The 22,405-nt window shown below is 65.7% G+C and carries 23 protein-coding genes and 1 pseudogene; 11 read left to right on the top strand and 13 right to left on the bottom strand.

Annotation, left to right across the window (positions count from 1 at the left end; translation table 11 throughout):
• The 6 genes from MKK52_RS27265 to MKK52_RS17295 form a co-directional block, all read right to left on the bottom strand.
• Positions 1-175 (bottom strand): DUF4214 domain-containing protein (locus MKK52_RS27265; protein WP_409564691.1); only part of this gene is annotated, 175 nt, incomplete at its 3' end.
• Positions 176-217: 42 nt separating this feature from the next.
• Positions 218-1,207 (bottom strand): DUF4214 domain-containing protein, encoded by a 990-nt coding sequence (locus MKK52_RS17315; protein ID WP_243955844.1) that lies wholly within the window; start codon positions 1,205-1,207, stop codon positions 218-220.
• A gap of 410 nt (positions 1,208-1,617) precedes the next feature.
• The gene (locus tag MKK52_RS17310) at positions 1,618-1,965 is read right to left on the bottom strand and encodes a response regulator transcription factor (RefSeq protein WP_243955843.1); all 348 of its coding nucleotides are present in this window, start codon (positions 1,963-1,965) and stop codon (positions 1,618-1,620) included.
• Entirely contained in the window at positions 1,962-3,179 is a 1,218-nt protein-coding gene (locus MKK52_RS17305) for an ABC transporter permease (protein WP_243955842.1), read from the bottom strand. Before MKK52_RS17305 ends, MKK52_RS17310 begins: the two co-directional genes overlap by 4 nt.
• Positions 3,176-3,892: an ABC transporter ATP-binding protein gene (locus tag MKK52_RS17300; RefSeq protein ID WP_243955841.1), complete on the bottom strand. Its 717-nt coding sequence runs from the start codon at positions 3,890-3,892 to the stop codon at positions 3,176-3,178. Before MKK52_RS17300 ends, MKK52_RS17305 begins: the two co-directional genes overlap by 4 nt.
• Positions 3,889-5,286, bottom strand: a complete 1,398-nt coding sequence (locus MKK52_RS17295) for an efflux RND transporter periplasmic adaptor subunit (RefSeq protein WP_243955839.1) — start codon at positions 5,284-5,286, stop codon at positions 3,889-3,891. Before MKK52_RS17295 ends, MKK52_RS17300 begins: the two co-directional genes overlap by 4 nt.
• A 601-nt stretch (positions 5,287-5,887) precedes the next feature.
• Here MKK52_RS17295 and MKK52_RS17290 point away from each other — a divergent pair.
• Together MKK52_RS17290 and MKK52_RS17285 are read left to right on the top strand one after the other, a co-directional pair.
• The gene (locus MKK52_RS17290) at positions 5,888-6,235 is read left to right on the top strand and encodes a hypothetical protein (RefSeq protein WP_243955838.1); all 348 of its coding nucleotides are present in this window, start codon (positions 5,888-5,890) and stop codon (positions 6,233-6,235) included.
• A 126-nt stretch (positions 6,236-6,361) separates the two neighbouring features.
• Positions 6,362-6,865, top strand: a complete 504-nt coding sequence (locus MKK52_RS17285) for a hypothetical protein (protein ID WP_243955837.1) — start codon at positions 6,362-6,364, stop codon at positions 6,863-6,865.
• Positions 6,866-7,235: 370 nt separating this feature from the next.
• Here MKK52_RS17285 and MKK52_RS17280 read toward each other — a convergent pair whose 3' ends face one another.
• The 4 genes from MKK52_RS17280 to MKK52_RS17265 form a co-directional block, all read right to left on the bottom strand.
• Entirely contained in the window at positions 7,236-7,652 is a 417-nt protein-coding gene (locus MKK52_RS17280; RefSeq protein WP_243955836.1) for a BON domain-containing protein, read from the bottom strand.
• Between the two features lie 189 nt (positions 7,653-7,841).
• Complete coding sequence (gene fixJ, locus MKK52_RS17275; RefSeq protein ID WP_243955835.1) at positions 7,842-8,450, bottom strand: response regulator FixJ; 609 nt, start codon at positions 8,448-8,450, stop codon at positions 7,842-7,844.
• Positions 8,440-9,990 (bottom strand): PAS domain S-box protein, encoded by a 1,551-nt coding sequence (locus MKK52_RS17270; protein ID WP_243955834.1) that lies wholly within the window; start codon positions 9,988-9,990, stop codon positions 8,440-8,442. The genes fixJ and MKK52_RS17270 overlap by 11 nt, the downstream gene beginning before the upstream one ends.
• Positions 9,991-10,318: 328 nt before the next feature.
• The gene (locus MKK52_RS17265; RefSeq protein WP_243955832.1) at positions 10,319-10,948 is read right to left on the bottom strand and encodes a hypothetical protein; all 630 of its coding nucleotides are present in this window, start codon (positions 10,946-10,948) and stop codon (positions 10,319-10,321) included.
• A gap of 597 nt (positions 10,949-11,545) precedes the next feature.
• On the opposite strand from MKK52_RS17265, the gene MKK52_RS17260 reads away from it, so the two are divergent.
• Positions 11,546-11,704, top strand: a complete 159-nt coding sequence (locus MKK52_RS17260) for a hypothetical protein (RefSeq protein ID WP_243955830.1) — start codon at positions 11,546-11,548, stop codon at positions 11,702-11,704.
• 112 nt (positions 11,705-11,816) lie between these two features.
• Here MKK52_RS17260 and MKK52_RS17255 read toward each other — a convergent pair whose 3' ends face one another.
• A complete protein-coding gene (locus MKK52_RS17255; protein WP_243955828.1) occupies positions 11,817-13,967 on the bottom strand; it encodes a TonB-dependent receptor family protein in 2,151 nt (716 codons plus the stop codon).
• 688 nt (positions 13,968-14,655) lie between these two features.
• Entirely contained in the window at positions 14,656-15,360 is a 705-nt protein-coding gene (locus tag MKK52_RS17250) for an IclR family transcriptional regulator (RefSeq protein WP_243955827.1), read from the bottom strand.
• A 258-nt stretch (positions 15,361-15,618) separates the two neighbouring features.
• Here MKK52_RS17250 and MKK52_RS17245 point away from each other — a divergent pair, with 258 nt between their 5' ends.
• From MKK52_RS17245 to MKK52_RS17210, 8 genes and pseudogenes are all read left to right on the top strand, one after another.
• Positions 15,619-15,804, top strand: coding sequence for a hypothetical protein (locus MKK52_RS17245; RefSeq protein ID WP_243955826.1), 186 nt, complete (start codon positions 15,619-15,621; stop codon positions 15,802-15,804).
• A 17-nt stretch (positions 15,805-15,821) separates the two neighbouring features.
• Positions 15,822-16,730 (top strand): DUF1932 domain-containing protein, encoded by a 909-nt coding sequence (locus MKK52_RS17240; protein ID WP_243955825.1) that lies wholly within the window; start codon positions 15,822-15,824, stop codon positions 16,728-16,730.
• A 38-nt stretch (positions 16,731-16,768) separates the two neighbouring features.
• Entirely contained in the window at positions 16,769-17,443 is a 675-nt protein-coding gene (locus tag MKK52_RS17235; RefSeq protein WP_243955824.1) for an RraA family protein, read from the top strand.
• Between the two features lie 47 nt (positions 17,444-17,490).
• Positions 17,491-18,809 (top strand): annotated as a pseudogene (locus MKK52_RS17230) (MFS transporter).
• Positions 18,810-18,941: 132 nt separating this feature from the next.
• Entirely contained in the window at positions 18,942-19,880 is a 939-nt protein-coding gene (locus tag MKK52_RS17225) for an amidohydrolase family protein (RefSeq protein ID WP_243955823.1), read from the top strand.
• 66 nt (positions 19,881-19,946) lie between these two features.
• Positions 19,947-20,873, top strand: coding sequence for an amidohydrolase family protein (locus MKK52_RS17220; RefSeq protein WP_243955822.1), 927 nt, complete (start codon positions 19,947-19,949; stop codon positions 20,871-20,873).
• A gap of 177 nt (positions 20,874-21,050) precedes the next feature.
• Complete coding sequence (locus MKK52_RS17215; protein WP_243955820.1) at positions 21,051-21,428, top strand: PH domain-containing protein; 378 nt, start codon at positions 21,051-21,053, stop codon at positions 21,426-21,428.
• 8 nt (positions 21,429-21,436) lie between these two features.
• On the top strand, positions 21,437-22,138 hold the full coding sequence (locus tag MKK52_RS17210) for a substrate-binding domain-containing protein (protein WP_243955818.1): 702 nt from the start codon (positions 21,437-21,439) through the stop codon (positions 22,136-22,138).
• Between the two features lie 10 nt (positions 22,139-22,148).
• Here MKK52_RS17210 and MKK52_RS17205 read toward each other — a convergent pair whose 3' ends face one another.
• Entirely contained in the window at positions 22,149-22,400 is a 252-nt protein-coding gene (locus tag MKK52_RS17205; protein WP_243955816.1) for a hypothetical protein, read from the bottom strand.
• Between the last annotated feature and the right edge of the window lie 5 nt (positions 22,401-22,405).

Genomic DNA, 22,405 nt, shown 5'->3' with positions numbered 1-22,405 from the left:
ACTGCGAAAGGGACACCGCAAGGTCTGCACGCGACAGGCCATGGTCGAGTTGTTCGGTCCATGAGCTCAAGCCATTGGCATCGGCGTGGCGGCCCAGCGCGGTCACGTACAGTGCGTCGACGTAGGAACTGCTGGACAGCTTGCCGTAGGTCGATTGTCTCTCCGGCGAGTTCAGGAAGACCTGCGCGATGCTGGCCGCTGCTCCGCCGTGGTCGAGCTAGTCCGTGTAGTACGCCAGACCACCTGCGTCCGGCGCCCGGCCGAGCATGGTGTAGTACACCCGTGCAACCTGAGCCGCCTGCGCGTCGGGCACGAACAGGCCGGCGTTGAGGGTCGGCTGCAGGTTGGCCAAATGCTCGGGTGAGAACACAAAGCTTTGCGCGACATCGACACGGGTAACGCCGCGGGCGAGTTCGTCGACATAATACTGCAGACCGCTCGCATCGGCGGCACGGTGCAGGGTGTTGTGATAGAGTTGCTGAATGAAGGCCGTGTTATCGGCGGCATTGAAGCGGGCTTGACCCTCCGGCGACGCCAGGAAATTAGCGGCCAGAGACGCTGGGTCAGTCCCGTGCGTGATCTGGTCGGCATAGTACTCCAGTCCGAGTGTGTCTGGCGCACGGCCGAAGATGCCATCGTACAGAGCGTAGACCGTGCCGCCGGTGCTTGCCGCAGAGTACTGGATACTTCCGAACGCATTCGGGGCGCCGTAGAGGGCTTGGATCCCTGAGATATCGGAGGAAGTCAGGTCAGTGATGGAGCGGTCAATGATGGAATTCATCACTGCCGGGCCTGAATTGTAATGGTCGAGGCCGAGCGCGTGGCCGATTTCATGTACCGCGACGACGAAGAAGTTGACGGCGTCGTTGCTGACGATCTGATTGCCGGAGGCGTGCCAGCCCTCGCCGCTGTCGAAGGTCACGTTTGCAGAGAGCATCTTCGAGCCAGAATAGGTGTAGTTGGTGTTGCCGAGCACCTTGTCCAGCCCATCCAGGTAGGAGAGGTGGAAGCTGATCTGGGCGCCGCTGGTCGAGGCCTGCTGCTTGAAGGTGATGTTGGCCCGGCTCGACCAGTCAGCGAAGGCCGCGCTGATCTGGCTGGTGAAGCCCGCCGACACCGTCGAATCCACGGCCCAGGTGACGGTACCACCGCCCGTGCCCACCGCCCCGGTTCCCCAGCGAGGGCCTTCGAGCACATAGTTCGCCATGGTCGCTCACCCCAAAAATTCGGCTGAAGCGCTACACGTTGAATAACAAAAAACCGTCAACCCCTAGGTTGCATCGGCCAATTCAAGATCAGCCCCATCTGCACCAGCAGCGGCATCGCGCTCGGGTAGGCGGTGATCCGCAGCCCGCCGGGAGTCGCTGCGGTGGCGCGCAGGGCCGCCAGCTGTCCATGTCGGGGCCGTGCGGCTGGATCGGGCAGCCGAGTGCGATGATCCCTCCTCGACCAGCCGGTGCGGGCGCTTCGATCGGTCCTCCAGTACCTCGATTGCAAGGCGTCGCGGCGCGACCCGGCCATCGACCGCCAACCGTTTCTCACCGTCTGGACTTATAACCAGTCGCTGATGGTGGCGGTGCGCCGACCGTGAGGATGGCGGGCGGGGACCCAGCACCATCAAAGCGGGTGGATCGAGCGGCTACCGGACAACTGAAACAAGATCATTGCGATCTGTGTCCGGTTCCTCAACTTGTACTTCCTTAGAATATTGCTGATGTGACAGCGGACCGTGTGCGGCGAAATGCCGAGCCGATAGGCGATGAGCTTGTTCGACAGCCCCTGCGCGATGAGCGAGATGATCTCGGCCTCGCGCTCGGTCGGGTGCCATGCCGCCGTCGCCACGGCGTCGGCCACGACGCGGAGGAAGCGAGACTTGTGTTTCCGGATCCGGGCACCCGGTTGGCTAGCGCCGCCAGTCATCATCGCGATTTCCTTTTCGGCGAGGTCGTTGCAAAGGTAGATCATTCCGCTTTGAGGGCCTCGACGGGGTCGAGCCGCGAGGCGCGGTGCGCGGGGTACAGGCCGAAGAACAGGCCGGTGGCGGCGGAGAAGCCGACCGCCACGGCAACCGCGCCCACATCGATCACGGTCGTCCATCCCGCCGAGCGGGAGAGCGCGAGCGAGACCCCCGAGCCGATCAGGGTGCCGATCAGGCCGCCCCCGAGGCACAAGACGAGGGCTTCGCACAGGAACTGGAGCCGGATGTCCCGCGCCCGGGCGCCCACCGCCCGCCGGATGCCGATCTCACGGGTCCGCTCCGTCACCGAGACGATCATGATGTTCATGATGCTGATCCCGCCGACGAGGAGCGAGACGCCGCCGATCGCAGTGAGGAGGATCGCCACCGTGCGCACCGCCCCGCGCTGCGCCTCGGCGGCCGCGGCGGGATCGGAAACGCGGAAGTCGTCGTCCCGGTCGGCCTCGATGTGGTGGCGCTGCCGCAGCAGGCCCTCGATCTGCTCCTTGGCGCGGGGCATCGCCTCGTCTGAGACGGCCTTGGCCAGGATGTAGGCCACCGCATCGCGGGCCGCCCCGTTGGCTCCGAGGAACCTCAGCTTCGCCGTCGAGAGGGGCACGAACAGGACGTCGTCCTGGTCCGGCCCCTTCGCCGCGAGGACGCCAATCACCTCGAACGGGACGTTCATGATCCGGATCTCGGCGCCGACCGGATCCTCCGTCCCGAACAGTTCGTGGGCGACCACGCTGCCGAGGATCGCCACCTTGCCGGCGCCTGCGACCTCGGTGCCATTGAACGGACGCCCGGCCGCGAGCGACCAATCCCGCACAACGAAGTGGTTGGCCGTGGTGCCGTTGATCGTCGTGTTCCAGTTGCGATTCTCGTGGATGACCTGGGCGGTGCCGGCGACGGACCCCGCCGCCGCGCGAACCTGCCCCACTTGCTCGAGGATCGCGTCCACATCCCCCTCCGTCAGGGTCGGCCGGGAGCCGGCCTTGAGACGCACGGCGCCCTGGCGGGCGGTCCCCGGATTGATCATCAGGACGCTCGTCCCGATGGCGCGGATCTGCCGGGCGACCTGGGTCTGCGCCCCGTTGCCGATCGCCAGCACGGTGACGACCGAGGCCACACCGATGACGATGCCGAGCATCGTCAGGAAGCTGCGCAGGGGGTTCTGGCGCAGAGCCTGAACCGCGATCAGGACGGCCTGCCAGATCTTCATGCCCGCAACTCCGCAAGATCACGCAGCCGCTGGCGGCTGTCACCCACGATCCGTCCGTCGAGGATCCTGATGACGCGGCTGCACCGCGCGGCGACGCCGGGATCGTGCGTGATGAGAAGGACGGTGCGGCCGGCCTCGTTCAATTTCTCGAACAGGCCGATGATCTCCGAGCCCGTCCGGCTGTCGAGGGCGCCGGTCGGCTCGTCGGCAAGGATGATGCCGGGATCGTTGATGAGGGCGCGGGCGATGGCGACGCGCTGCTGCTCGCCCCCCGAGAGCTTGGACGGAAGGTGCCCCGCCCTGTGCAGGAGGCCGACCCGGTCGAGGGCCGCCTCAGCGCGTCGGCGCCGCTCGCCCGGCGTCACACCCGCGTAAAGCAACGGCAATTGCACATTGGCGAGGGCGGTCTGCCGAGAGAGGAGGTTGTAGGACTGGAAGACGAACCCGATCCGGCGGTTGCGGAGTGCCGCTTGGCGATCCGCCGAGAGTCGCCCGGTGTCGATGCCTTCGATGAAGATCCGGCCGGTATCGGGGCGGTCCAGCAGCCCGACAAGGTTCATCAGGCTGCTCTTGCCGGAACCGGATGGACCGATCACCGCCACGCATTCGCCCGCGCCGATCTCCAGATCGACGTCGTGCAGAACGGGTACGGACACGTCGCCCATGTGGAAGGTGCGGCTCACCGCATCGATGCGGACGACGGCGCCGGTCATAGGCCCAGCCTGATGCCGAGGAAGCGAGGCGCCTCGACCGTGTCCGCCTGCCCGACCACCACGCGATCCCCTTCCGCCAGGCCGCCATCCTTGAGCGCGACCTGATCGGCGCTGACCGCGCCGGTGACGATCGGCACGGGCCGGAGCCCCCCCGCCGGGTCCTGCACCCACACGGCCTGCTCCTTCGCCGAACCGTCGCCCCCGGGCGCCCCCGCCGGCCGGAACCGCAGGGCGGCGAGGGGAACCTTGAGGACGTCCTCGTCCCGCCTGACCGTCAGCCGCGCCAGGGCGGTCATGCCCGGCAGCAGGATCCCGTCCGGGTTCGCCGTCTTCAACACGACGGTGTAGGTCACGACGCCCTGGTTGGCCTGGGGCGCCTTGCGCACCTGCCTCACGACGGCCTCGAAGCGGCGGCCGGGAAAAGCGTCGACCGTGAAGGTCGCAGGCTGGCCGGGCGCGACACGGCCGATATCGGTTTCGTCAACCCGGGCGTGGATCTCCATCTCTCCGAGATTCTTGGCCACCGAGAAGGCCGTTCGGGCCTCCAGTCCGATGGCCAGCGTCTGACCCTCGTTGACGAAGCGTCCGACGATGCCGCCGTCGATCGGCGAGCGGATGATGGTCCTGTCGAGTTCGATTTCGGCCGCCTTCAGACTGGCCTCACGGAGGGGAACGGAGGCTTGGGCCTCCGCGAGCTCGCCCTCGATCCGGCGCAGGTCCGCCGAGGCGCCGCTGACGGTGAAAGCGTTCAGGCCGAGGAGCGAGGAGGTCTCCCGCACCTGCGCCCGCCGCGAGGCGAGCTCGGTCTGCGCGTCATCGACGGAGGTGAGAGAGCCAACCTCCCGCGAGCGGAGGATCGTCTTGCGGTCGAGATTGCGCTCGGCGGCGCCCTCCAGCACTTGCGCGTTGTCGACGCGGGCCGCAAGCACCGCGCGGTTGGCCTGCGCGTTCTCGAGGTCGATCCTCGCTCGCTCCAAACGGGCCTGCTGGACCCGAACGTTGGCCGTGGCGACGGAGAGGGATGCTCGCTCCTGCTCGACGCGGGCCACGTAGCTCCGGGGGTCGATCTCGGCCAACGGATCGCCCTTGCGCACCCGGTCGTTGAAGTCGACGAACAGCCGCGAGACCTGGCCGGGCAATTGCGATCCGACATCCACCGTCTCTACCGGCTGCAGCGCCCCCGTCGCGGTTACGACCTGTTCCAGGTTCCCGCGCTGAATCGCGGTGGTGATGAACTGGGTTTGATTCCCCTGAGGCGTTTCCGGAACCCAGTCGCCGTAGATCCGAACCGACCAATCCGTAAGAGTATGGAAGGCCTCGCGAACGTCGTCGGGCCGCTGGTGGGCGGCTGAGATCAGGGTGAGCCCACCCGCGACAGCCGACGTGCAAAGCATGCTGACGAGCCAGCTTCCCACCTCAGCCTCCCCCTGCGTCGCCGATTTTCGTTCGAATCGGCGGGGGCGGACGATCATTCCGACCGTCGCACCCCCTTCAGCGCAGCTTTTTGCAGATCGAGATCTTAGGCTAAACCCGGTGCGATTGCGTACGTGACAGTCCCTATGGTTCGATTTGCAAATATTGGAAGAAATATATGCAGCTATTATGGGTACATCTTCGCTCGATAACGCCTAAATTTGACTGTCAAATCGGCAATGAGTATGATATTACATTCAAATTACATGATATATGGAACGATTTGTACTGACTAAATTTTATCTAACAAAGATCATAAGATACGCAACATTGCGTATCGCCGTCGTTAAACGGCGCGAAGTGGCATTAACGCTTCGTTAGTTATTGCGCTGATGCCGCTGGCGTTTTCGCCGCGCCGCGTCCGCCCGATATCCTATGAAAGTACTAGAACCATCGGAGAGCTATCGCACTGGAAACATTCGGTGATTGATTGCCGCGTCGTCTCAGACGGATCCAAAAACGGACCGAGGCGCCTGCCACCGCGGCTGACAAGCCGTGAATGATTTTCCAAGGAGGCACACCATGAAGAAGCTCATTCTCTCGGCCGTGACCGCTCTCGCCCTCACCGCCGCGCCGTCCGCCGGCTTCGCCGCCTCGATCGGCAGCGGCAACGGCAACGGCAACGGCAACATCGGGATCGGCAACGGTAACGGCAACGGCAACGGGAATACCGGCGCGTTCAACGGCAACCTGAACGGCAACGGGAACTACGGCATCGGCAACGGCAACCTGAACGGCAACGGCAACAAGGGTGCCGGCAACGGCAACCTGAACGGCAACCTCAACTTCGGCGCCCTCAACGGCAACGGCAACGGCAACTTCAACTACGGCTTCCTGAGCGGCAACGGCAACGGCAACCTGAACCGCTGATCCCAAGGGCCGGGGGCGGCCGAGGGGCCGCCTCCGATCCCTCGATCGCGTCCGACATACGACACGAGTCCTGGGCGGTTCGTCCTGGCGGTGCCCCGTACTTCATCCCGATGGTGGGAGGCGACGATGAAACGCATTCGCATCCTGGCCTGGACGCTCGCGCCGCTCCTCGTGGTGCAGGCGACTCCAGGCCATGCCGCCTCGCTCCTGTTTGCCGCGATCGGCAACGGCAATGGGAACGGCAACGGCAATGTAGGCACGAACAACGGCAACTCGAACGGCAATGGCAACACCGGTCAAGGAAACGGCAACGGCAACGGGAACGGCAACGGTGCCACCTCGACCAACGGCAATTACGGCGCCTTCAACACAGGGACCGGCAACATCGGTGCCTTCAATTCGGGGACAGGCAACGTGGGTGCGTTCAACGGAACCGGCAACACCAGCCCGACCAGCGGGAACAACAATACCGGCGCCTTCAACGGCAACCTGAACACTGGCTTGTACAACGGCAACGGCAACACCGGCTCGTTCAACGGCAACCTGAATGGCGGAAGCTACAACGGCAACGCCAATACCGGCACGGCCAACGGCAATCTGAACGGCAACGCATCGCTTCGGGTGCGCTGATCGCGTCGGGAGGGGCGCGTGCCGCGCGCGAGGGGGGGGAGGCTGTCTTGTTGATGTTCGCCTGTATCGCCAACCCGCTTCTGCTGCCCCTCGGCCTCGGCGCCGCCTGCCTACCCGGGCCCGACCGGCCCACGGCGTCGGTGTGGGCGGTCTCGACTCAGGCGGGCAAGGCCGGGAATCCCCCGCCGCCCCGCTGGGGCTCCGGGAATTTCAACGGCAACGGGAATGTCGGGAACTTCAACGGCAACGGCAACAGCGGAAGCTTCAACGGCAACGGCAACCGCTCGAACGGGAATGGGAACGGCTCCAGTCGGAACGGGGTCGGGAATGGATACGGCCCCTTTCGTGACGGGCCGTCTCGGTAGCAGGCTCATCCGAGTGTCGGCCGATCCTCCACGGTGTGTAAGCCGGGGACGGACCAGGCGTGGCGCTCGGCTTTCGTGCGTTCGCTCCGGACGTTCGCGCCGCCGACGGGGATCGAAGGGTCGCCCCTCACCCGGATCGTCTTCGGATTCGTGGCGCTCCTGCGGAAGACCGCGAGAATCCTGTCCTTGACCTCGGGCGGACGAAACGGCGGCTTCACGGCCACGAGCCTCACGACGACACCCCGCACGCCGCGGACGCGGAGGGTCACGCGCTCGGCGACGGCCCTCTCGGCATAGGTCCGGACGCGGCCCGAGAGCGTCACGACACCGCCTTCGACCGTTACGCGGATCTGCTCCGAATCGATCATCGGCGCATTGGCCAACTCATTGAGCACGCGCTGCCGCAGAACCGTGTCGTCCATCGTCACCTCCCGGCCTTGCCGACCTTGGTCGGGATGAAACCGACGGTCGCCAATGAACGGTTGGATCATAGAGCTTCCACGCCAGATCCGATATTCAGGGTTCGCTCTTAAGCAATATTTCGTAGGTACAGATACGAAAGAATAGGCCAGAGATCGCTAAAGTCGCAGCGTCGTCTAGAGATCAACTAGCTAGGCGATGCCGGCGAGCACCGACCAGCGTACGAGCTCCTGAAGGTTGCCCGCCCTGGTCTTTGACATGAGCTTGGCCCTGTAGATTTCGACCGTCCGGGGGCTGATGTCGAGGAGGCGCGCAATCTCCTTGCTCGTGCCGCCGGCCACGAGGGCGTCCAGCACCTGGCGCTCGCGTTCCGTCAGGGTTCCGACACGGCGCACGAAATCCAGAAGGCTGGGATCGGAGGCGGGAACGAGGCCGTCCCGGTCCAAGGCGGAACTCAGGGTATGGAGGAGCGACGTGTCGTCGAACGGCTTCTCCAGGAAGTCGCAGGCGCCAAGCTTCATGGCCTCGACCGCCACAGGCACCTCTCCATGGCCCGTCATCATTACGATCGGGAGCTTGTGCCCCGTGGCCCGCAGGTTCCGGAGCAGATCCAGCCCATCGAGCCCGGGCATGCGGATATCGGTGAGAATGCAACCGGACGCGGATCGCTTGAGACGCTCGAGCAGTTCCGTTCCCGATTCATACGCAATGACTTCGAAGCCTGCGGTCCACAGCAGGAACGTGAGCGATTCCCGCATCGCCTCGTCGTCGTCCACGACGTGCACGAGTCTACCCGGCATCGCTCAAATCCTCCTTGAGCGCGGTCGGAAGCGTCAGCCGGAAGGTCGCCCCGCCCTGCGCGTTGCGCTCCACGGTCAGGCGTCCGCCATGGGCTTCGACGATGGTGCGGCAGATCGAGAGTCCGACGCCCATGCCGGTTTGCTTGGTGGTCACGAAAGGCAGGAACAGGCGGTCGGCCACCTCCGCCGCGATGCCGGGGCCAGTGTCCGATACGGCGATCTCGGCGAAGCCCGGCCCGATCGGCCTCGCCTCGATGGTCAGCTCCCGGCGATCGGATTGCTGCATCGCCTCGCGGGCGTTGCGCATGAGGTTGATGAGGACCTGCTGAACCTGGACTCGGTCGGCCAAAACGGTGTCCGCGCTCGGGTCGAGGATGATTCGGGCCGAGATGCCCTGCTCGCCGGCCCCGACGAGGGCGAGCGCGCGGGCTTCCTCGACCAGACAGGCCACCGGCTCGAACTTTTTCTCCGTCTCGCCGCGGGCGATGAACTCGCGGAGGCGGCGGATGATCTGTCCGGCGCGCAGCGCCTGCTTCGCCGTCTTGTCGAGGGCCTCGATCGTCCTGGCGATGGAGGCGACGTCGGGCCGTTCGAGCAGACGGCGACAGCCTTCCGTGTAGTTGGCGATGGCACCGAGCGGCTGGTTCAGCTCGTGCGCCAGCGTGGACGCCATCTCCCCCATTTCGCTGAGGCGGGACATGTGCGCGACTTCGGATTGCAGGTCGCGCAGCCGCGCCTCGGCGCGCTGACGCTCCGTCAGGTCGTTGATGAACGCGGTGAAGAAAACCCGCTCCCCCGAGCGCATTTCGCCGACGATGAGCTCCATGGGAAAGGTGGTGCCGTCCCGCCGCCGCCCGGTCACGACCCGGTTCTTCCCGATGAACCGCGGCTCCCCAACGTTGCCGGAGGGGGCGAGATGGCGGACGTGCTCGCCGCTGACCGGTTCCGGTATCAGCATCCGCACGTTCAGGCCCAGGACTTCGTCGGAGATGAAGCCGAACATCCGCTCTGCCGCCGAGCTGAAGGAGTGGATGGCGCCGGCCTCGTCGCTGACGATCATGGCCTCCGGGACGGTGTCGAGGATCGAGCACAGGTAAGCTTCGCTGGCGCGCAACTCGATCTCGGCCCGCTTCTGCTCGTCGATACTCATCACCACCCCGCGGAGGTGAAAGGGACGCTTGGCCGCGTCCAGGCGGACGTTTCCTCGTGAGCGGAGCCAGCACACCCGGCCATCGGGCCGCACCACCCGGTAATCGATCTCGTAGCGCCCCCCCTCGTTCAACGCCCGCTCGATGGCGTCCGCCCGGAGCGGGCGGTCGATGGGATGCACGACGGCCTGAATGTCGGCAAAGTTGGTCAGGCGCTCCATCGGGACGCCGAACAGACGTGCACAGGTCGGTGAGGTTGTGACGTGGCCCGTCGCGATGTCGAGCGACCACACGCAGATCCCCACCTCGTCGAGGGTGTGGCGAAGCTCTTCGACGGTCGATTCGTCGAGAGCATTCGTTGAAGTGGCAGGGGACTCGTCAGCAATGACCATGGCTCGCATAAGACCCCGGCAATCGCACCACCCGACCGCGCGGTATACTCGCGGCGATCAGAGAGGCATCGAGTGCACGACGTTACACACCGCGCTCATAGACGACTCACAATTGGAGCATTGCCAAACCATTTTTACGCCAATCAACTGACAAATGCGAGACTGTCAGAGGCCTGAAAACAATTGAAACGATTCCCCCTAAACCCACATGGGCGGTTAATAGGATCACTATACATATTTTAGTTTTTTGTTACGTTTCAGCTCACATCGGCGAATCCGACCGGCGAATGAACGATTTCGGATATTCTGAACCGACGCTCGGGTTAAGCTACCGCCGTACGGAGGCGTGGCTCCGGCGGGAGCGCCGTCCGCTGCCCTCGCGATCCTGCTCGGCGGCGGCGACGTCGTAGGCGCCTGCCGTATCCGCTTCGTGATCGGCATCCCGCGTTGCGCCCGACAGGTCGGCGGCTTGCTGAAGCTCCGCCCCGACGCCGACCTGGCACCGGATCCCCTCGGCCATCAGGGCCTGGGCCACCTCGGGATCGTTGCAGAGAATCTGAGTGGCGGCGACCCGGTGACCGAGGGCGTCGAGCGTCCGGGAGAACAGGCGCAGATTGCATCCCCGGTCCACCATCGTGCCACCGATGGTGATCCCGAAGCCGGGGCCCGCACCGCCAACGCTCGTGCTGCCCAGACAGCTCTCGATGCCGGCGGCGGCCAGCCCGGGAGGGACGACGCTGGGCGCCTGACGCCGTTGACGGACGGTGACGAGGTTATTGGCTGAGCCGCCGGCGAACGAATTGTTGCTGCCGTTCCCATTCCCGTTGCCGTTGCCGTTGCTGTTCCCGGTTCCGCTTCCGGCATTGCCGTTGTTGTTCCCGGACACCAGCTGCGCGTGAGCATCCATCGTCCAGAGTGAAAGTAGCACCACAGTCATTGTCATGTAATGTTTGCGCATGATTTTCACTTCATTCTTGAAGATTGTGCTCTGGAATGTACAACATCAGAAAATATTTTCAACGATCGACGGATTGGTGTTGAAAATTTGTCGATAGTGTTGCACGTCGATATCGATTTGATTTTAGGGAATGAAGTGCGCCAAATTGTAAATTGCTGATTGTTTCACGGTATCTGCAGACAGCGTACCACCACGAAGAAGGTCCTACCGAAGGCGGTGGGGCGCGCGAATTATCCTATCAGGCAGATCGGGCACGTATTGGTTTGTGGTGCGTGACCCGCTCATGCATCGTTCGTTTGATAATTATGACGACTAGCTCCACCAGGGACTGGAACTCTTCAATCCTCGTATGGCCAGATCCGCTCGAATAATGGACATTCACTTCAATATCCGCAATAACTCGTCGAAATTCTAAACATCTCGCATCCAAACGTTGTTCACTAAAACCTCTTGAAAACTGGTGGAGTTAGCTATCCGCACCGGATGCGCGAGCAGCGTTCGCAGACAGGCTGATAAGCCTGTGGGTCGCCCTTCACCCAAGGAACTGCATCGCGTCTTAACCGTACGCTTCCTGTCGCAGTCGGAAGGGAGGCCAGCATGATGTCGTTGGGCGTGTTCTGTATCGTTGCAGGCGCGGGCATCGTCGCTGCCTCCCTATGGATGCGACGCCAGCGTCCGGTCTTCGAGGCGATGGGCGGTGGTCTGTTCCTCGTCGGTCTTGGCTTGGCGGGGGCCGCCATCGCCTTGGTGGCGTAGTCGGCCCTGCCATTGACGGAGGAAGCGGGGCTCGAACCTACAACCCGACCGTATGGCCGGCGGATGTGCTGACCTCACTGAACTAGCGCGGCCGCAGACGATCCCAGAGGTCTTAGAACGAAGCGCGCACGCCGGCGAACACGCTGCGGCCGTTGCCGGGGTAGAACGCCGCCAGCGCGTCAGCACCGCCAATTGTGGTTCGTGCGTTGGCGACGACCGCGATGTCGGAGATGTAGCGCTCGTCGGTCAGGTTGCGGGCGTCCACGAACAGCGACACGCCGTTGGCAAAGTCGATGCCGGTCTGGATATTGAAGAGCGTGTAGTTAGGCGCCTGCAGGCTGTTGGCATGGTCCGCGAACGGCCCCTGAGGCACCCAGTCCACCGAAGGGGCGAAATAGAAGCCACTCGGGTGACGGTAGCTCAGGACGGTGCGGAGGACGTCGTCGGGGATGCCGGCGATGCGGTTGTTGCCGTAGACAGGATCGCGCACGAACCGGAAGTCGTTGTGCGTCCAGATCTGGGTGACCGCCAGCGTATCGCCGATCCCGGTCAGGTCTCGGACGAGATCGAGGGAAACGGCAGCTTCCACCCCCTGGTGGATCGTCCGAGGTGCGTTGAACGTGGCCGCCTGGATGCCGAGGCCTGGATTGGTCGAGAAGTTGATCAACTCGTCGCGCAACTCGGCGCGGTAGAGCGTGACATCCCAGGTCAGCCGGTCGATGTGCCCACGGGTGCCGGCCTCGTATGTCCAGGCCCGCTGTGCCGCAAGCGGGACGAAGGTGGCGCTGAGCAGGTTCTGCTGCACCAGATCGCCGAAGTCGGGCACGTCGCGCGAGCGGGTGATGTCGGCGAAGACCTGGATGTCCGGCAGGGGCTGCCACAGCAATCCGATCTTCGGATTGACCCCCTCATAGGTGATATTGCCGTACTGGACGGTCGGGCTCGCCGGAAGGCCGCCCTTGTTGCTGTAGGTGCGGTTCGAAGAAAACAGCTTGGCGCCAGTCATCAGCGCCACGTCGGGCAGGAACCAGAATCGGTTCTCGCCATAGGCTTCATAGTTCGAAGCGCTCTGCACAGCTTGCAGGGTCTGCGCCCCCCGCTGGCCGCTGATGTTGACGAATTGCTGCGCCGAGTTGACCCCCGCGAAGGCCCGCAGGCCTAGGATCGTGTCGTTGCGGAAACCGCCGACGTCGAAGGTGCCGGCCCAATGCGGGCTGATTCCGTAGGTCCAGCCATCCTGGTCGATCATCTGGAAGATCGGGTGATAGAGGTTCTTGTGAATGGCCCAGGTGTCGATATCGAGCTTGCCGACGTCGAGCAGGAACGACGTGCGGTTGGCGACCCGTTCGGTCTCGACCTGCCGCGACTGGTTGCCCGTGAGGGCCGCGAGGTTCGCGATCCGGGGCGTGTTGAGGGCTTGGCTGAGCGTGATGGAGCCGGGCAGCTTTTGGTCGGTCAGGTAGCCGCCGAGGTAGAACCGCGTCTCGACCCCGGGGGCGAGCTGATAGCCGATGTTGGCGTTGAAGTTCTGGGTCCGCTGAGTCTCGTGGATCCGGTACCCCTCCGCGTTGGTGAAGGTGCCGTTGACCATGACATCGACCGGCCCCGAGATCCGCGAGACCTGGAAGTTCTCCCGGATCGTTCCGAAGCTGCCGCCGTCGATGCGCAGGATGTTCGGCGCAAAGGCCGTGTAGGCGGTGGGCGTGACGAAGTTGACCGCGCCGCCGATCGTCGTAGCGCCGAAGGTCAGCGCGTTGCCGCCCTTGTAGACCTCGGCCGAGCGCAGGGCGAGCGGGTCGATCTGGTAGAAGTCGCCGCTGCCGTCCGCGAGGTTGAATGGGATCCCGTCCTGCAGCACCTCGATGCCGCGCAGATGGAAGCCCCGGGCAACGCCGGAACCGCGGATGGAGAGGCGCAACTCCTGCCCGTAACGCTCCTGCACGTAGACGCCCGGAACGTCCTTGAGCACGTCTCGGAGGGTGTTGGCGTAACGGTCCTGAAAGTCCTTGGCATCGACGAACGCGACCGAGCCGACGGTCGAGTTCACTGCGGCGCGCTGCTGGGCGACGCTGGGCACCGTGACGGAGCCGGAATTCTCGCCCGATGTGGGCGACGTGCCGACGCTCGGTGCGGACGAGCCCGCCACGCTGAGCTCGGGGAGGGTGACGGATTGCGGGGCGGCAGATTGGGCGAAGGCCGACGTGGAGGCGAGCAGCGTCGGCAACAGGGCGGCATTCAGCGCGACCCGAGGTATGCGGTGCATGATGAGACGTCCATGGTCCGAGTGATCAGGATGACAAGATCAGCTCAGACGACGGGCGGTGCTCGTGCGTGTGCTTGGAACCGAGGGGGAGCGCGCGGAACCGCAACGACCTCCGGCCGCCACGCGAGTCTCACGGCGTTGCGACGCGGCCAAACGATGGTCGTGACCGCGAGAATGGGAGCATGACTTATCGGCTGGACATGTGCCGGGGTGCAGCACTCGCAGCCGGCATGTGCGGGCAACGGCTTAGCCGGCCCGGTGTCATCAGTTCCGAGGGCTCCTGCGCAAAGGTGGTGGTCCGGCCCGGAAAGGCTGGCCGAGAGTACACCGCCGAGAATGCTCTGCAGAGCGAGCGCGTACAGCGCGGCCACAGCGAGGGCCACGCGGATAGGCGCCCAGCTTGGCCGCAGCGTGCTCATAGTCTGCGCGTAGGACGTAGAGGTGAGCGGCGTCAACGCTCAACTGTGTATCTGCCGAAGATTTCAGGTGCCTGTGGCTCGAAGAGCAACAGTTCAGTTGAGATACCGCGTTAGCGCCCCGGCGGCCGCTTCGATGCTTCGCGGCTCAAAAAGCGGAACGACGGTGAACGACTTCATCCCGCTGGTTTTCAATGCCTGCACATATGGCAGAAATCCGTTTATATCATCGTTCTTTGTTCAGTCGGGGCTTGGGTGTAGCGTCGCCCTTCTCAGAGCTGCGCGCCAAGCTCGGACGAGAGGCGTTCACCGGCCTCCCGCAATCGCGGCTTGAGAGTTTCTGCTTGCTCCACCGTCAACCTTGACGACGGACCCGAGAGAGCGAGGGCACCGATCAGCCGCTGCTCCGTCCCGAACACGGGCATCGCAACCGATGCGACATGAGGGTCGGTGATGCCGGAGGAGTAGAGCGGCACTGCGATCACCCCTTTGTCAGAAGCCCTTCGATCGCTGAAGGTTCTCAGCACCTGGGCGATGGCGGATCCGTCCATCGGCCGCATGTCGCCGGGGCGGACGTTCATCCGCAGCGCCGAGGGCGAATCCGCCCGGAACAGGCAGAGCCGCTGGTTGCCCCGGCGGATATAGAACGAGGCCGTCTCCAGGGACTCGGCGGCGAGCCGTTCCAGGACGGGGACGATCCGCTCCTCCAGGGCGAAGGATTGCTGGTAGACCGAGCCGATCCGGGCCGCCTCGACACCCAGGCGGTAACGCCCGTCATCTAGCCGCTCGATCAGGTCGAACTTCTCCAGCGAGATGCACAGTCGCATGATCGTGCTCTTCACGAGCGCTGTGCGGCGGGCGAGCTCCGAGAGCTCCAGGGCGTCGTCGCCCCGCCGGAAGGCCGTCAGCACGGTCAACACCCGGTCGGCCGAAGCGACTCCTTCGAGGTTGGGCCGGGCGCGCGCCTCCTTCGTCATCGTGTCGCTTCCGTTCCGGTCTCGTGAGGTTCGGGCCTCGCGATCCATAGCCATCGGCCCCCCACCGACCAAGCCGTGATGCCGCCTTGCCCACGCATCGTTGACAGCCGCCGCCGTTTGCGCGAATAAAAACGAAACGCCGTTTCAAAATGGTGATTTGGGAGCAGACGTCATGGCGCGAGGGCAACACGCCCAAGCTCCGGCCCGCGCGGCCGTTGAGCGAAACCTCCATCGCAAGATGATGCGGCGGATCCTGGCGTGACGGCCATGATCCCGCAGCTCTCCCCCGGCCCCAAGCTTCTGTTGTCCCACGCCGAGGCGGGACAGGGACCCACGGCCAGTGTTGGGCCCGTCGCCGGAAAGGCCCGATCCGCCCGCCTGCTTATCGACGTGCCGCGCTTGTCCCGCCCCGTCGAGATCCTCCGCGACCACCTCGCCGCATAGCCACTCAGGAGCACTCCATGGCAGATCGCACGCAATTCCGGCTCGGCCTCGTCGGCTACGGCGAGATCGGCAGCACGCTGGGCGCCGGCCTGCGCGGCGCCGGCCTCGAATCGATCGCCTGCTACGACAAGTACGCATTCGAGGGCCCCTACGCGGACCTCATCCAGGCACGGGCGAAGGAGGTCGGCGTCACCCTCGTCCGCTCGAACGCGGAGCTGGCCGAGGCCGCCGACCTGATCGTCAGCGTGACCCCCGGCGCGTCCTCGCTGGAAAGCGCCGACGCCTTCGCCCCGGTGCTGACGGCGCGCCACACCTTCCTCGACTTCGCCTCGGCCACGCCGAAGATCAAGCAGGGCGTCGCGGGCAAGCTCGAAGCGACCGGCGCGCTGCTGGGCGACGGCTCGATCGAGGGCACGCCCCTGCACGGCTATGCCATGCGGATGCTGTCGAGCGGCCCGGCCGGCGAGCGGGTGCGCGACCTTCTCGTGCCGTGGGGAATGCAGATCGAGTTCACCGGCCCGGTGCTCGGCACCGCCTCGGGGATCAAGATCATCCGCTCGGTCCTCATCAAGGGTATCGAGGCGCTGACCGACGAGATGCTGCTCGCCGCCCGGCAATACGGGATCGACGAGGTGGTCCTGGCCTCGGCCTGCAAGACCCTCGCCCGGCCGTGGATGGACACGGTCCAGAGCCTGACCCCGTCGGGGGTGATCCACGCCAAGCGGAGGGCCGAGGAACTGGAGATGTCGGCCGACGCCGTCGCCGATGCCGGGGTCGAGCCGATCATGACCCGCGCCGTCGCCCAGCGCCTGCGCTGGAAGGAGAGCCTTGGCCTCAAGGACCACTTCAAGGGCGTCGTCCCCCGGACCTACCAGGAGGCCCTGGACGCCATGGTGCTCAAGGCCGGTCTCACGCCCGTCGCCTGACACGCCCGCCCATCCCCCCGCATCGAAGGACGAACACCATGGCCATCGGTTTCAAGATCCATCCGCGCGCCCGCACGGTCGATATCGCCACCGTCGAGAGGTTCAAGGGCATCGCCGTCGCCAACATCAGCGATTCCATGAGCCGCATGAGCCATGGCGGCGCGCGACTTCGCCCGCTCCATGCCGGCGGCGTGCTCTGTGGCGTCGCGCTCACCGTCCGGGTGCGCCCCGGCGATAACCTGATGGTCCAGGCTGCCCTCAACCGCGCAAAGCCCGGCGACGTGCTCGTCGTCGATGGCGATGGCGACCTGACCAACGCCCTGATGGGCGAACTCATGCTCTCCCACGCCCAGCAGATCGGCATGGCCGGCGTCGTCGTGAACGGGGCGGTGCGCGACTACGGCTGGATCCGCAGCGGCGTGTTCCCGGTCTTCGCCGCCGGCATCACCCATCGCGGCCCCTATAAGAACGGGCCGGGGGAGATGAACGCCACCATCGCCATCGAGGGCATGGTGATCGAGCCCGGCGACCTGATCGTCGGCGACGACGACGGCTTCGTCTGCGTGCCCTTCGATCGGACCGAGGAGGTTTTCGCCGCCGCCGACAAGAAGCAGCAGGGCGAGGCGAAGACCATGGCGGCGATTAAGGCCGGCACCGTGGACCGCTCCTGGGTCGAGCGCGCCCTCGCGGAGGCGGGCTGCGAGGGGATCTGAGCCGCCGCAACGGCGGTGTCGTCGCACGGGAACAGGGAGGAAGGAACGTGAACGTCTCCGAGCAAGCCAAGCATCCGCTTGAGACCACGACCATGCGCCGGGTCACCCTGCGCCTCGTGCCGTTCCTAATGCTCTGCTACTTCTGCGCGTTGCTGGACCGGGTGAACGTGGGCTTCGCCGCCCTGCAGATGAACAAGGACCTGGGGCTCACCCCGGCCATGTTCGGCTTCGCGGCGAGCCTGTTCTTCATTTCCTACTTCCTGGTCGAAGTCCCGAGCAACCTCGCCCTGCAGAAGGTCGGCGCACGGCGCTGGATCGCCCGGATCATGATCACCTGGGGTTTCGTCACCATGGGCATGGCCCTCGTGACGGGACCTCACTCCCTCTACGTGATGCGCTTCATCCTCGGCGCGGCGGAGGCCGGATTCTTTCCCGGCGCCATCCTCTACCTGACCTACTGGCTGCCGAGCGCGTACCGGGCGCGGGTCCTGGCGACGTTCACGGTGTCGATCCCCCTGGCGACCTTCCTCGGCTCGCCCCTGTCGGTGTCGCTTCTCGAACTCGACGGCCTTCTCGGGCTGAAGGGCTGGCAATGGCTCTTCGTGCTGGAGGGCCTGCCCACAGTCATCCTCGGCATCACCTGTTTGTTCGTGCTGACCGACCGGCCCCGCGACGCCCGCTGGCTGAACGACGATCAGCGCGCGTGGCTCGTCGGGCGGCTCGAGGAGGAAACGGCACAGCGCAAGCCCATCGGCCACATTTCCCTCTGGCAACTCGTGCGCAACAAGTACTTCCTGACCATGGCGCTGGTCTGCTCCGGCGCCTCGGCGACCGGGAGCGTCCTGTCGGTCTGGCAGCCGCAGATGATCAAGTCCTTCGGGCTGACCAACCTGCAGACGGGCTTCGTCAACGCGATCCCCTACGGTTTCGCGACGGTGCTGATGGTGCTGTGGGGCCGCCACTCCGACCGGCGCAGCGAGCGGCGCTGGCACACGGCGATCCCGCTGCTGCTCGCGGCCTTCGGCCTGTCCTACCTGAACCTGACCGCCGGGATCGCCACCGCCGTCCTCGCCGTCACCTTCGCCCTCGTCGGCGCCTACTCGTTCAAGGGACCGTTCTGGGCGCTCTCCGCCGGGTGGCTCTCGCCGGGGACGCTGGCGGCCGGGCTCGCCGGGATCAACGCGATCTCGAACCTGATCGGCGGCGGCCTGATGGTGAACGTGGTGGCCTCGTGAAGAACGCGACCGGCAGCTTCCCCCTCGGGATGCTCCCCGTCGCCGCGCTGGATGCCGCCGCCGCGATCAGCGTGGTCCTGATCAGCCGCGCCCATGCCCGCGAGGTGCAAGCCACGGCGCTGCCCGCCTGAGCCCCAATCTTCGCCTCCTCGCCAGGAGCGGAACCTTGTTCATCTCCGAATCCGAGACCGGCAGCTTCCTGACCGCGCGGATGCCGGCCCCGGGCGAAACCCTCTTCTAGCATCGTTGAACGGACTGGACGGATGACCCCCTCGATGACCCGGCGCGCGCATCTCGCGGCCCTGATGGCCGGCGCTGCGGCCAGTGCCGGGCTGCGGCCGGCGTCGGCCCAGACGGTGCCCTGGTCCTCGGGCACGGAGCGGCCGACCATCACCGTGCCGCCGGGCGCCACGGACTGCCACCACCACATCTACGATGCGCGCTTCCCCGCCTCGCCCGCCGCGACCCTGCGGCCGCCGGATGCCAGCGTCGCCGATTACAAGCTCCTGATGCAGCGCCTCGGCCTCTCCCGGCACGTCGTGGTGCAGCCCTCGACCTACGGGCTCGACAACAGCCTGCTCGTGCAGTCCGTGAAGGAATTCGGGCCGACCGCCCGGGGCATCGCGATGCTCGACGCCTCCGTGACGCCCGAGGAGCTGAAGCGCCTGAACGCAGCCGGCATCCGTGGCGTTCGCTTCGGGACGCGCCTGCCGGGCGGGGCGCCGATCAGCGACCTGGTGCCTGTCGCCCGCAAGATCGCCGATTTCGGCTGGCACATCCAACTCGTCTCCGACGGCGACAAGATCGTGGAGCTGGCCGGCACCCTGAAGGAGATGCCGGTGCCGGTCGTATTCGACCATATGGGGCACCTGCCGGAGCCCGCCGGCCCCGACTATCCAGGCTTCAAGGTGATCGCCGACCTGATCGAGAAGAACGGAGCCTGGGTGAAGCTCACCGGCGCCTACATTCTCTCGAAGGTCGGGCCGCCGAGCTACGCGGACCGGAGCCGCCTCGCCCGCGCCTACGTGGCGCTTGCCCCCGAGCGCGTGGTCTGGGGGAGCGACTGGCCGCATCCGACCTCGCCGGCCGATGCGAAGCCGGACGATGCCGTGCTGCTCGACCTCCTGGCGAACTGGGCGCCCGACGAGGCGGTGCGCAACCGGATCCTCGTGGCCAACCCCGCCACGCTCTACGGGTTCTGACCTCGCTCGGCCTCAAGGATGATTTCCATGACAGATCCCAGGCCTCGAACGCGGCGGAGTTGTCTCGTGCAAGGCGGCGGCGTCGCCCTCGCCGTGGCCGCTGGCTTCAAAGGGTGGCCGGCGGGCGCGGTGGACTCCGTCCCATTCTCGGCCGGGACGGAGGCGCCCTCGATCCGCGTGCCGCCGGAGGCCTGCGACTGCCATATCCACATCCTCTCGACCCGCTTCCCGGCCTCGTCCCACTGGCGGGGTCAGCCGGTGCTGGACAGTGACGTCGCCGCGTACCGCCAAGTGCAGGCGCGCCTCGGGACGAGCCGGGTGGTGGTCGTAACGCCCTCGACCTATGGCACCGACAACCGCGCGACCCTCGACGGCGTGGCGCAGTTCGGCCGCTCGGCCCGCGCGGTGGTCGTGGTCGATCTCGACATCACCGAGGCCGAACTCCGGGCGATGGCGGCCCAGGGCGCGGTGGGCATCCGGGTGAATTTCGGAACGCCGCAATCCTGGGGGACGACCACCGCCGAGCGCCTGGAGACGATGGCCCGCAAGGTCGCACCGCTGGGTTGGCACGTCCAGATCTACGCGACCGGCGACCAGATTGTGGAGCTCGACCCCGTCTTGAGCCGCCTGCCGACGCCGCTGGTCATCGACCACCTGGCGCGCCTCCCGCCGGCCCAGGGCATCAATCATCCCGCCTATTTCATCGTGCGCCGCCTGCTCGACAGCGGCCGGGCCTGGATGAAACTCTCGGGGGCCTATCTCAACACCACGAGCGGGCCGCCCGCCTATGCCGATGCCACGGCGGTCGCGAAGTCCTTCGCGGCGGCGGCTCCGGAGCGGATGGTCTGGGGCAGCGACTGGCCGCACCGGGGCGAGAAGCACCTGCCCGACGATGCCCGGCTGCTCGATCTTCTGGCCGAATGGGTCCCCGACGAGCGGGCGCGCGCGCGAGTTCTCGTGGACAATCCTGCCGCGCTGTACGGGTTCGGCTGAAGGGACGTGGAGGATGAGTGCCGAGGTGAATCCTCGGCGCTCATGCCCGCGAGACCGATATGAGTGTTCGCTTTCTGTTGAGATCGGTGCGCCACCGGCGCAAATCCGGCAACGTTTGCAGCCAGTAAGCTTCGGTGGTAGCCGCGTTTCGAGCGCGGCGTCACGAGATGATCGGCCATGGGTCTGCTGGATGGATTGCTCGGTCATGGCTCGGCCGTCGATGGGGCCTCGCTGGAGCGACGGCTGGACGGGATACTGATCGAGGGTGAGACGGCGCGGCTCGCCTTCAAAATCATCCGTGACGTCTTCGTCTTTACCGAACGCCGGGTCATCCTGATCGACGTCCAAGGCGTGACCGGCAGCAAGGTCGAGTTCCTCTCGGTCCCCTATCGCGCCATCACACGGTTCTCGGTCGAGACGGCCGGCACGTTCGATCTCGACGCCGAACTGAAGATCTGGGTGTCGGGCGCGGCGGAGCCGATCCAGCGGACCTTGAAGAAGGGCGCGGACGTCCGGGGCATTCAGCGCGCCCTCGCGGAAGGCGTCTTGCGGTGAGCGACCGGATGACCGTCACCGTCATGATCTCCGGCGGCTTCGCGCTGGCCTACCAGACGGCCCTTCCGGAGTTCCAGCGTCGGACGGGGATCACGGTCGAGACGCTGTCGGGGGCCTCCCAGGGCAAAGGCCCGAAGACGATCCGTCATCAACTGGCCCACGGGGCCGAGGTCGATGTCGTGATCCTCTCGAACGAGGGACTGCACGAACTCGCGGAAGACGGCCGGGTCGCCGAGGGGACGGCCGTGGAACTCGCGACGGCTCCCCTCGCCGCCGCCGTGCGTGTCGGGGCGCGCAAGCCCGATGTCAGCTCGGTCGCGGCGCTGACCCGAACCCTGTCGGAGGCACATCTGATCGGGTTACCCGGCAGCACCAGCGGCCTTTTCATCCAGACCGACGTTCTCCCGGCCCTCGGCATCGCCGAGACGGTGCGCTTGAAGGTTTATCCAAGGGGAACGGATTCGACCGCTGCCCTCGTCGCGGGGGAAACGGACATCGCGCTGGGGCCCATCAGCGAACTGGTCAACATCCCCGGTGTCGAGCCCATCGGGCACCTGCCCGACGCGGTGCAACTCGTCCAAACCTTCACGGCGGCCATCGTCGCGGACGCGCGGCACCCGGAAGCGGCGAAGCGCTTGATCGCGTTCCTTCAGTCCGACGAGATGAGTGCCGCGATCAGGAGTGCGGGCATGGAGCCGGTGCGGGCGTAAGCCCCTCGCCTCAGCCTTGCAGGCTCTCGGCGAAGTCGTCGGGAATCTCACCCCATTGACCGAGGATGGTGACGCTTTCCAATTCGCCCGTCTCGTCGTCGGCGACGACCTTCAGCGCGGCCGCGCCCGGCATCCGCTTCGCCAGATTCTCGGCCTTCTTGACCGCGCCGCTTTCCGTCTGGGCCTGCTCCTGGCGGGCGGGCCGCAGGCGTTTGCGGTGAAGCTCGAACGGCTGCACCACGTAGCTCGTCTTCATCGCCATCGGCG

The organism is Methylobacterium sp. J-067 (assembly GCF_022829465.1).
In the GTDB taxonomy this organism is placed as follows: Bacteria; Pseudomonadota; Alphaproteobacteria; order Rhizobiales; family Beijerinckiaceae; genus Methylobacterium; species Methylobacterium litchii.
The sequence above is the reverse complement of the archived record's forward strand: the minus strand, read 5'-3'. Positions and strand labels throughout refer to the sequence as shown.

Excerpts from the sequence above, each read along its gene's own strand:
- MKK52_RS17210 (WP_243955818.1), top strand. The coding sequence starts at position 21,437 with ATGACCGTCACCGTCATGATCTCCGGCGGCTTCGCGCTGGCCTACCAG.
- MKK52_RS17270 (WP_243955834.1), bottom strand. The coding sequence starts at position 9,990 with ATGGTCATTGCTGACGAGTCCCCTGCCACTTCAACGAATGCTCTCGAC.
- MKK52_RS17240 (WP_243955825.1), top strand. The coding sequence starts at position 15,822 with ATGGCAGATCGCACGCAATTCCGGCTCGGCCTCGTCGGCTACGGCGAG.
- MKK52_RS17255 (WP_243955828.1), bottom strand. The coding sequence starts at position 13,967 with ATGCACCGCATACCTCGGGTCGCGCTGAATGCCGCCCTGTTGCCGACG.
- MKK52_RS17225 (WP_243955823.1), top strand. The coding sequence starts at position 18,942 with ATGACCCCCTCGATGACCCGGCGCGCGCATCTCGCGGCCCTGATGGCC.
- MKK52_RS17290 (WP_243955838.1), top strand. The coding sequence starts at position 5,888 with ATGAAGAAGCTCATTCTCTCGGCCGTGACCGCTCTCGCCCTCACCGCC.
- fixJ (WP_243955835.1), bottom strand. The coding sequence starts at position 8,450 with ATGCCGGGTAGACTCGTGCACGTCGTGGACGACGACGAGGCGATGCGG.
- MKK52_RS17215 (WP_243955820.1), top strand. The coding sequence starts at position 21,051 with ATGGGTCTGCTGGATGGATTGCTCGGTCATGGCTCGGCCGTCGATGGG.
- MKK52_RS17300 (WP_243955841.1), bottom strand. The coding sequence starts at position 3,892 with ATGACCGGCGCCGTCGTCCGCATCGATGCGGTGAGCCGCACCTTCCAC.
- MKK52_RS17260 (WP_243955830.1), top strand. The coding sequence starts at position 11,546 with ATGATGTCGTTGGGCGTGTTCTGTATCGTTGCAGGCGCGGGCATCGTC.
- MKK52_RS17205 (WP_243955816.1), bottom strand. The coding sequence starts at position 22,400 with ATGGCGATGAAGACGAGCTACGTGGTGCAGCCGTTCGAGCTTCACCGC.
- MKK52_RS17250 (WP_243955827.1), bottom strand. The coding sequence starts at position 15,360 with ATGACGAAGGAGGCGCGCGCCCGGCCCAACCTCGAAGGAGTCGCTTCG.
- MKK52_RS17310 (WP_243955843.1), bottom strand. The coding sequence starts at position 1,965 with ATGATCTACCTTTGCAACGACCTCGCCGAAAAGGAAATCGCGATGATG.
- MKK52_RS17280 (WP_243955836.1), bottom strand. The coding sequence starts at position 7,652 with ATGGACGACACGGTTCTGCGGCAGCGCGTGCTCAATGAGTTGGCCAAT.
- MKK52_RS17305 (WP_243955842.1), bottom strand. The coding sequence starts at position 3,179 with ATGAAGATCTGGCAGGCCGTCCTGATCGCGGTTCAGGCTCTGCGCCAG.
- MKK52_RS17235 (WP_243955824.1), top strand. The coding sequence starts at position 16,769 with ATGGCCATCGGTTTCAAGATCCATCCGCGCGCCCGCACGGTCGATATC.
- MKK52_RS17285 (WP_243955837.1), top strand. The coding sequence starts at position 6,362 with ATGAAACGCATTCGCATCCTGGCCTGGACGCTCGCGCCGCTCCTCGTG.
- MKK52_RS17295 (WP_243955839.1), bottom strand. The coding sequence starts at position 5,286 with ATGCTTTGCACGTCGGCTGTCGCGGGTGGGCTCACCCTGATCTCAGCC.
- MKK52_RS17315 (WP_243955844.1), bottom strand. The coding sequence starts at position 1,207 with ATGGCGAACTATGTGCTCGAAGGCCCTCGCTGGGGAACCGGGGCGGTG.
- MKK52_RS17265 (WP_243955832.1), bottom strand. The coding sequence starts at position 10,948 with ATGCGCAAACATTACATGACAATGACTGTGGTGCTACTTTCACTCTGG.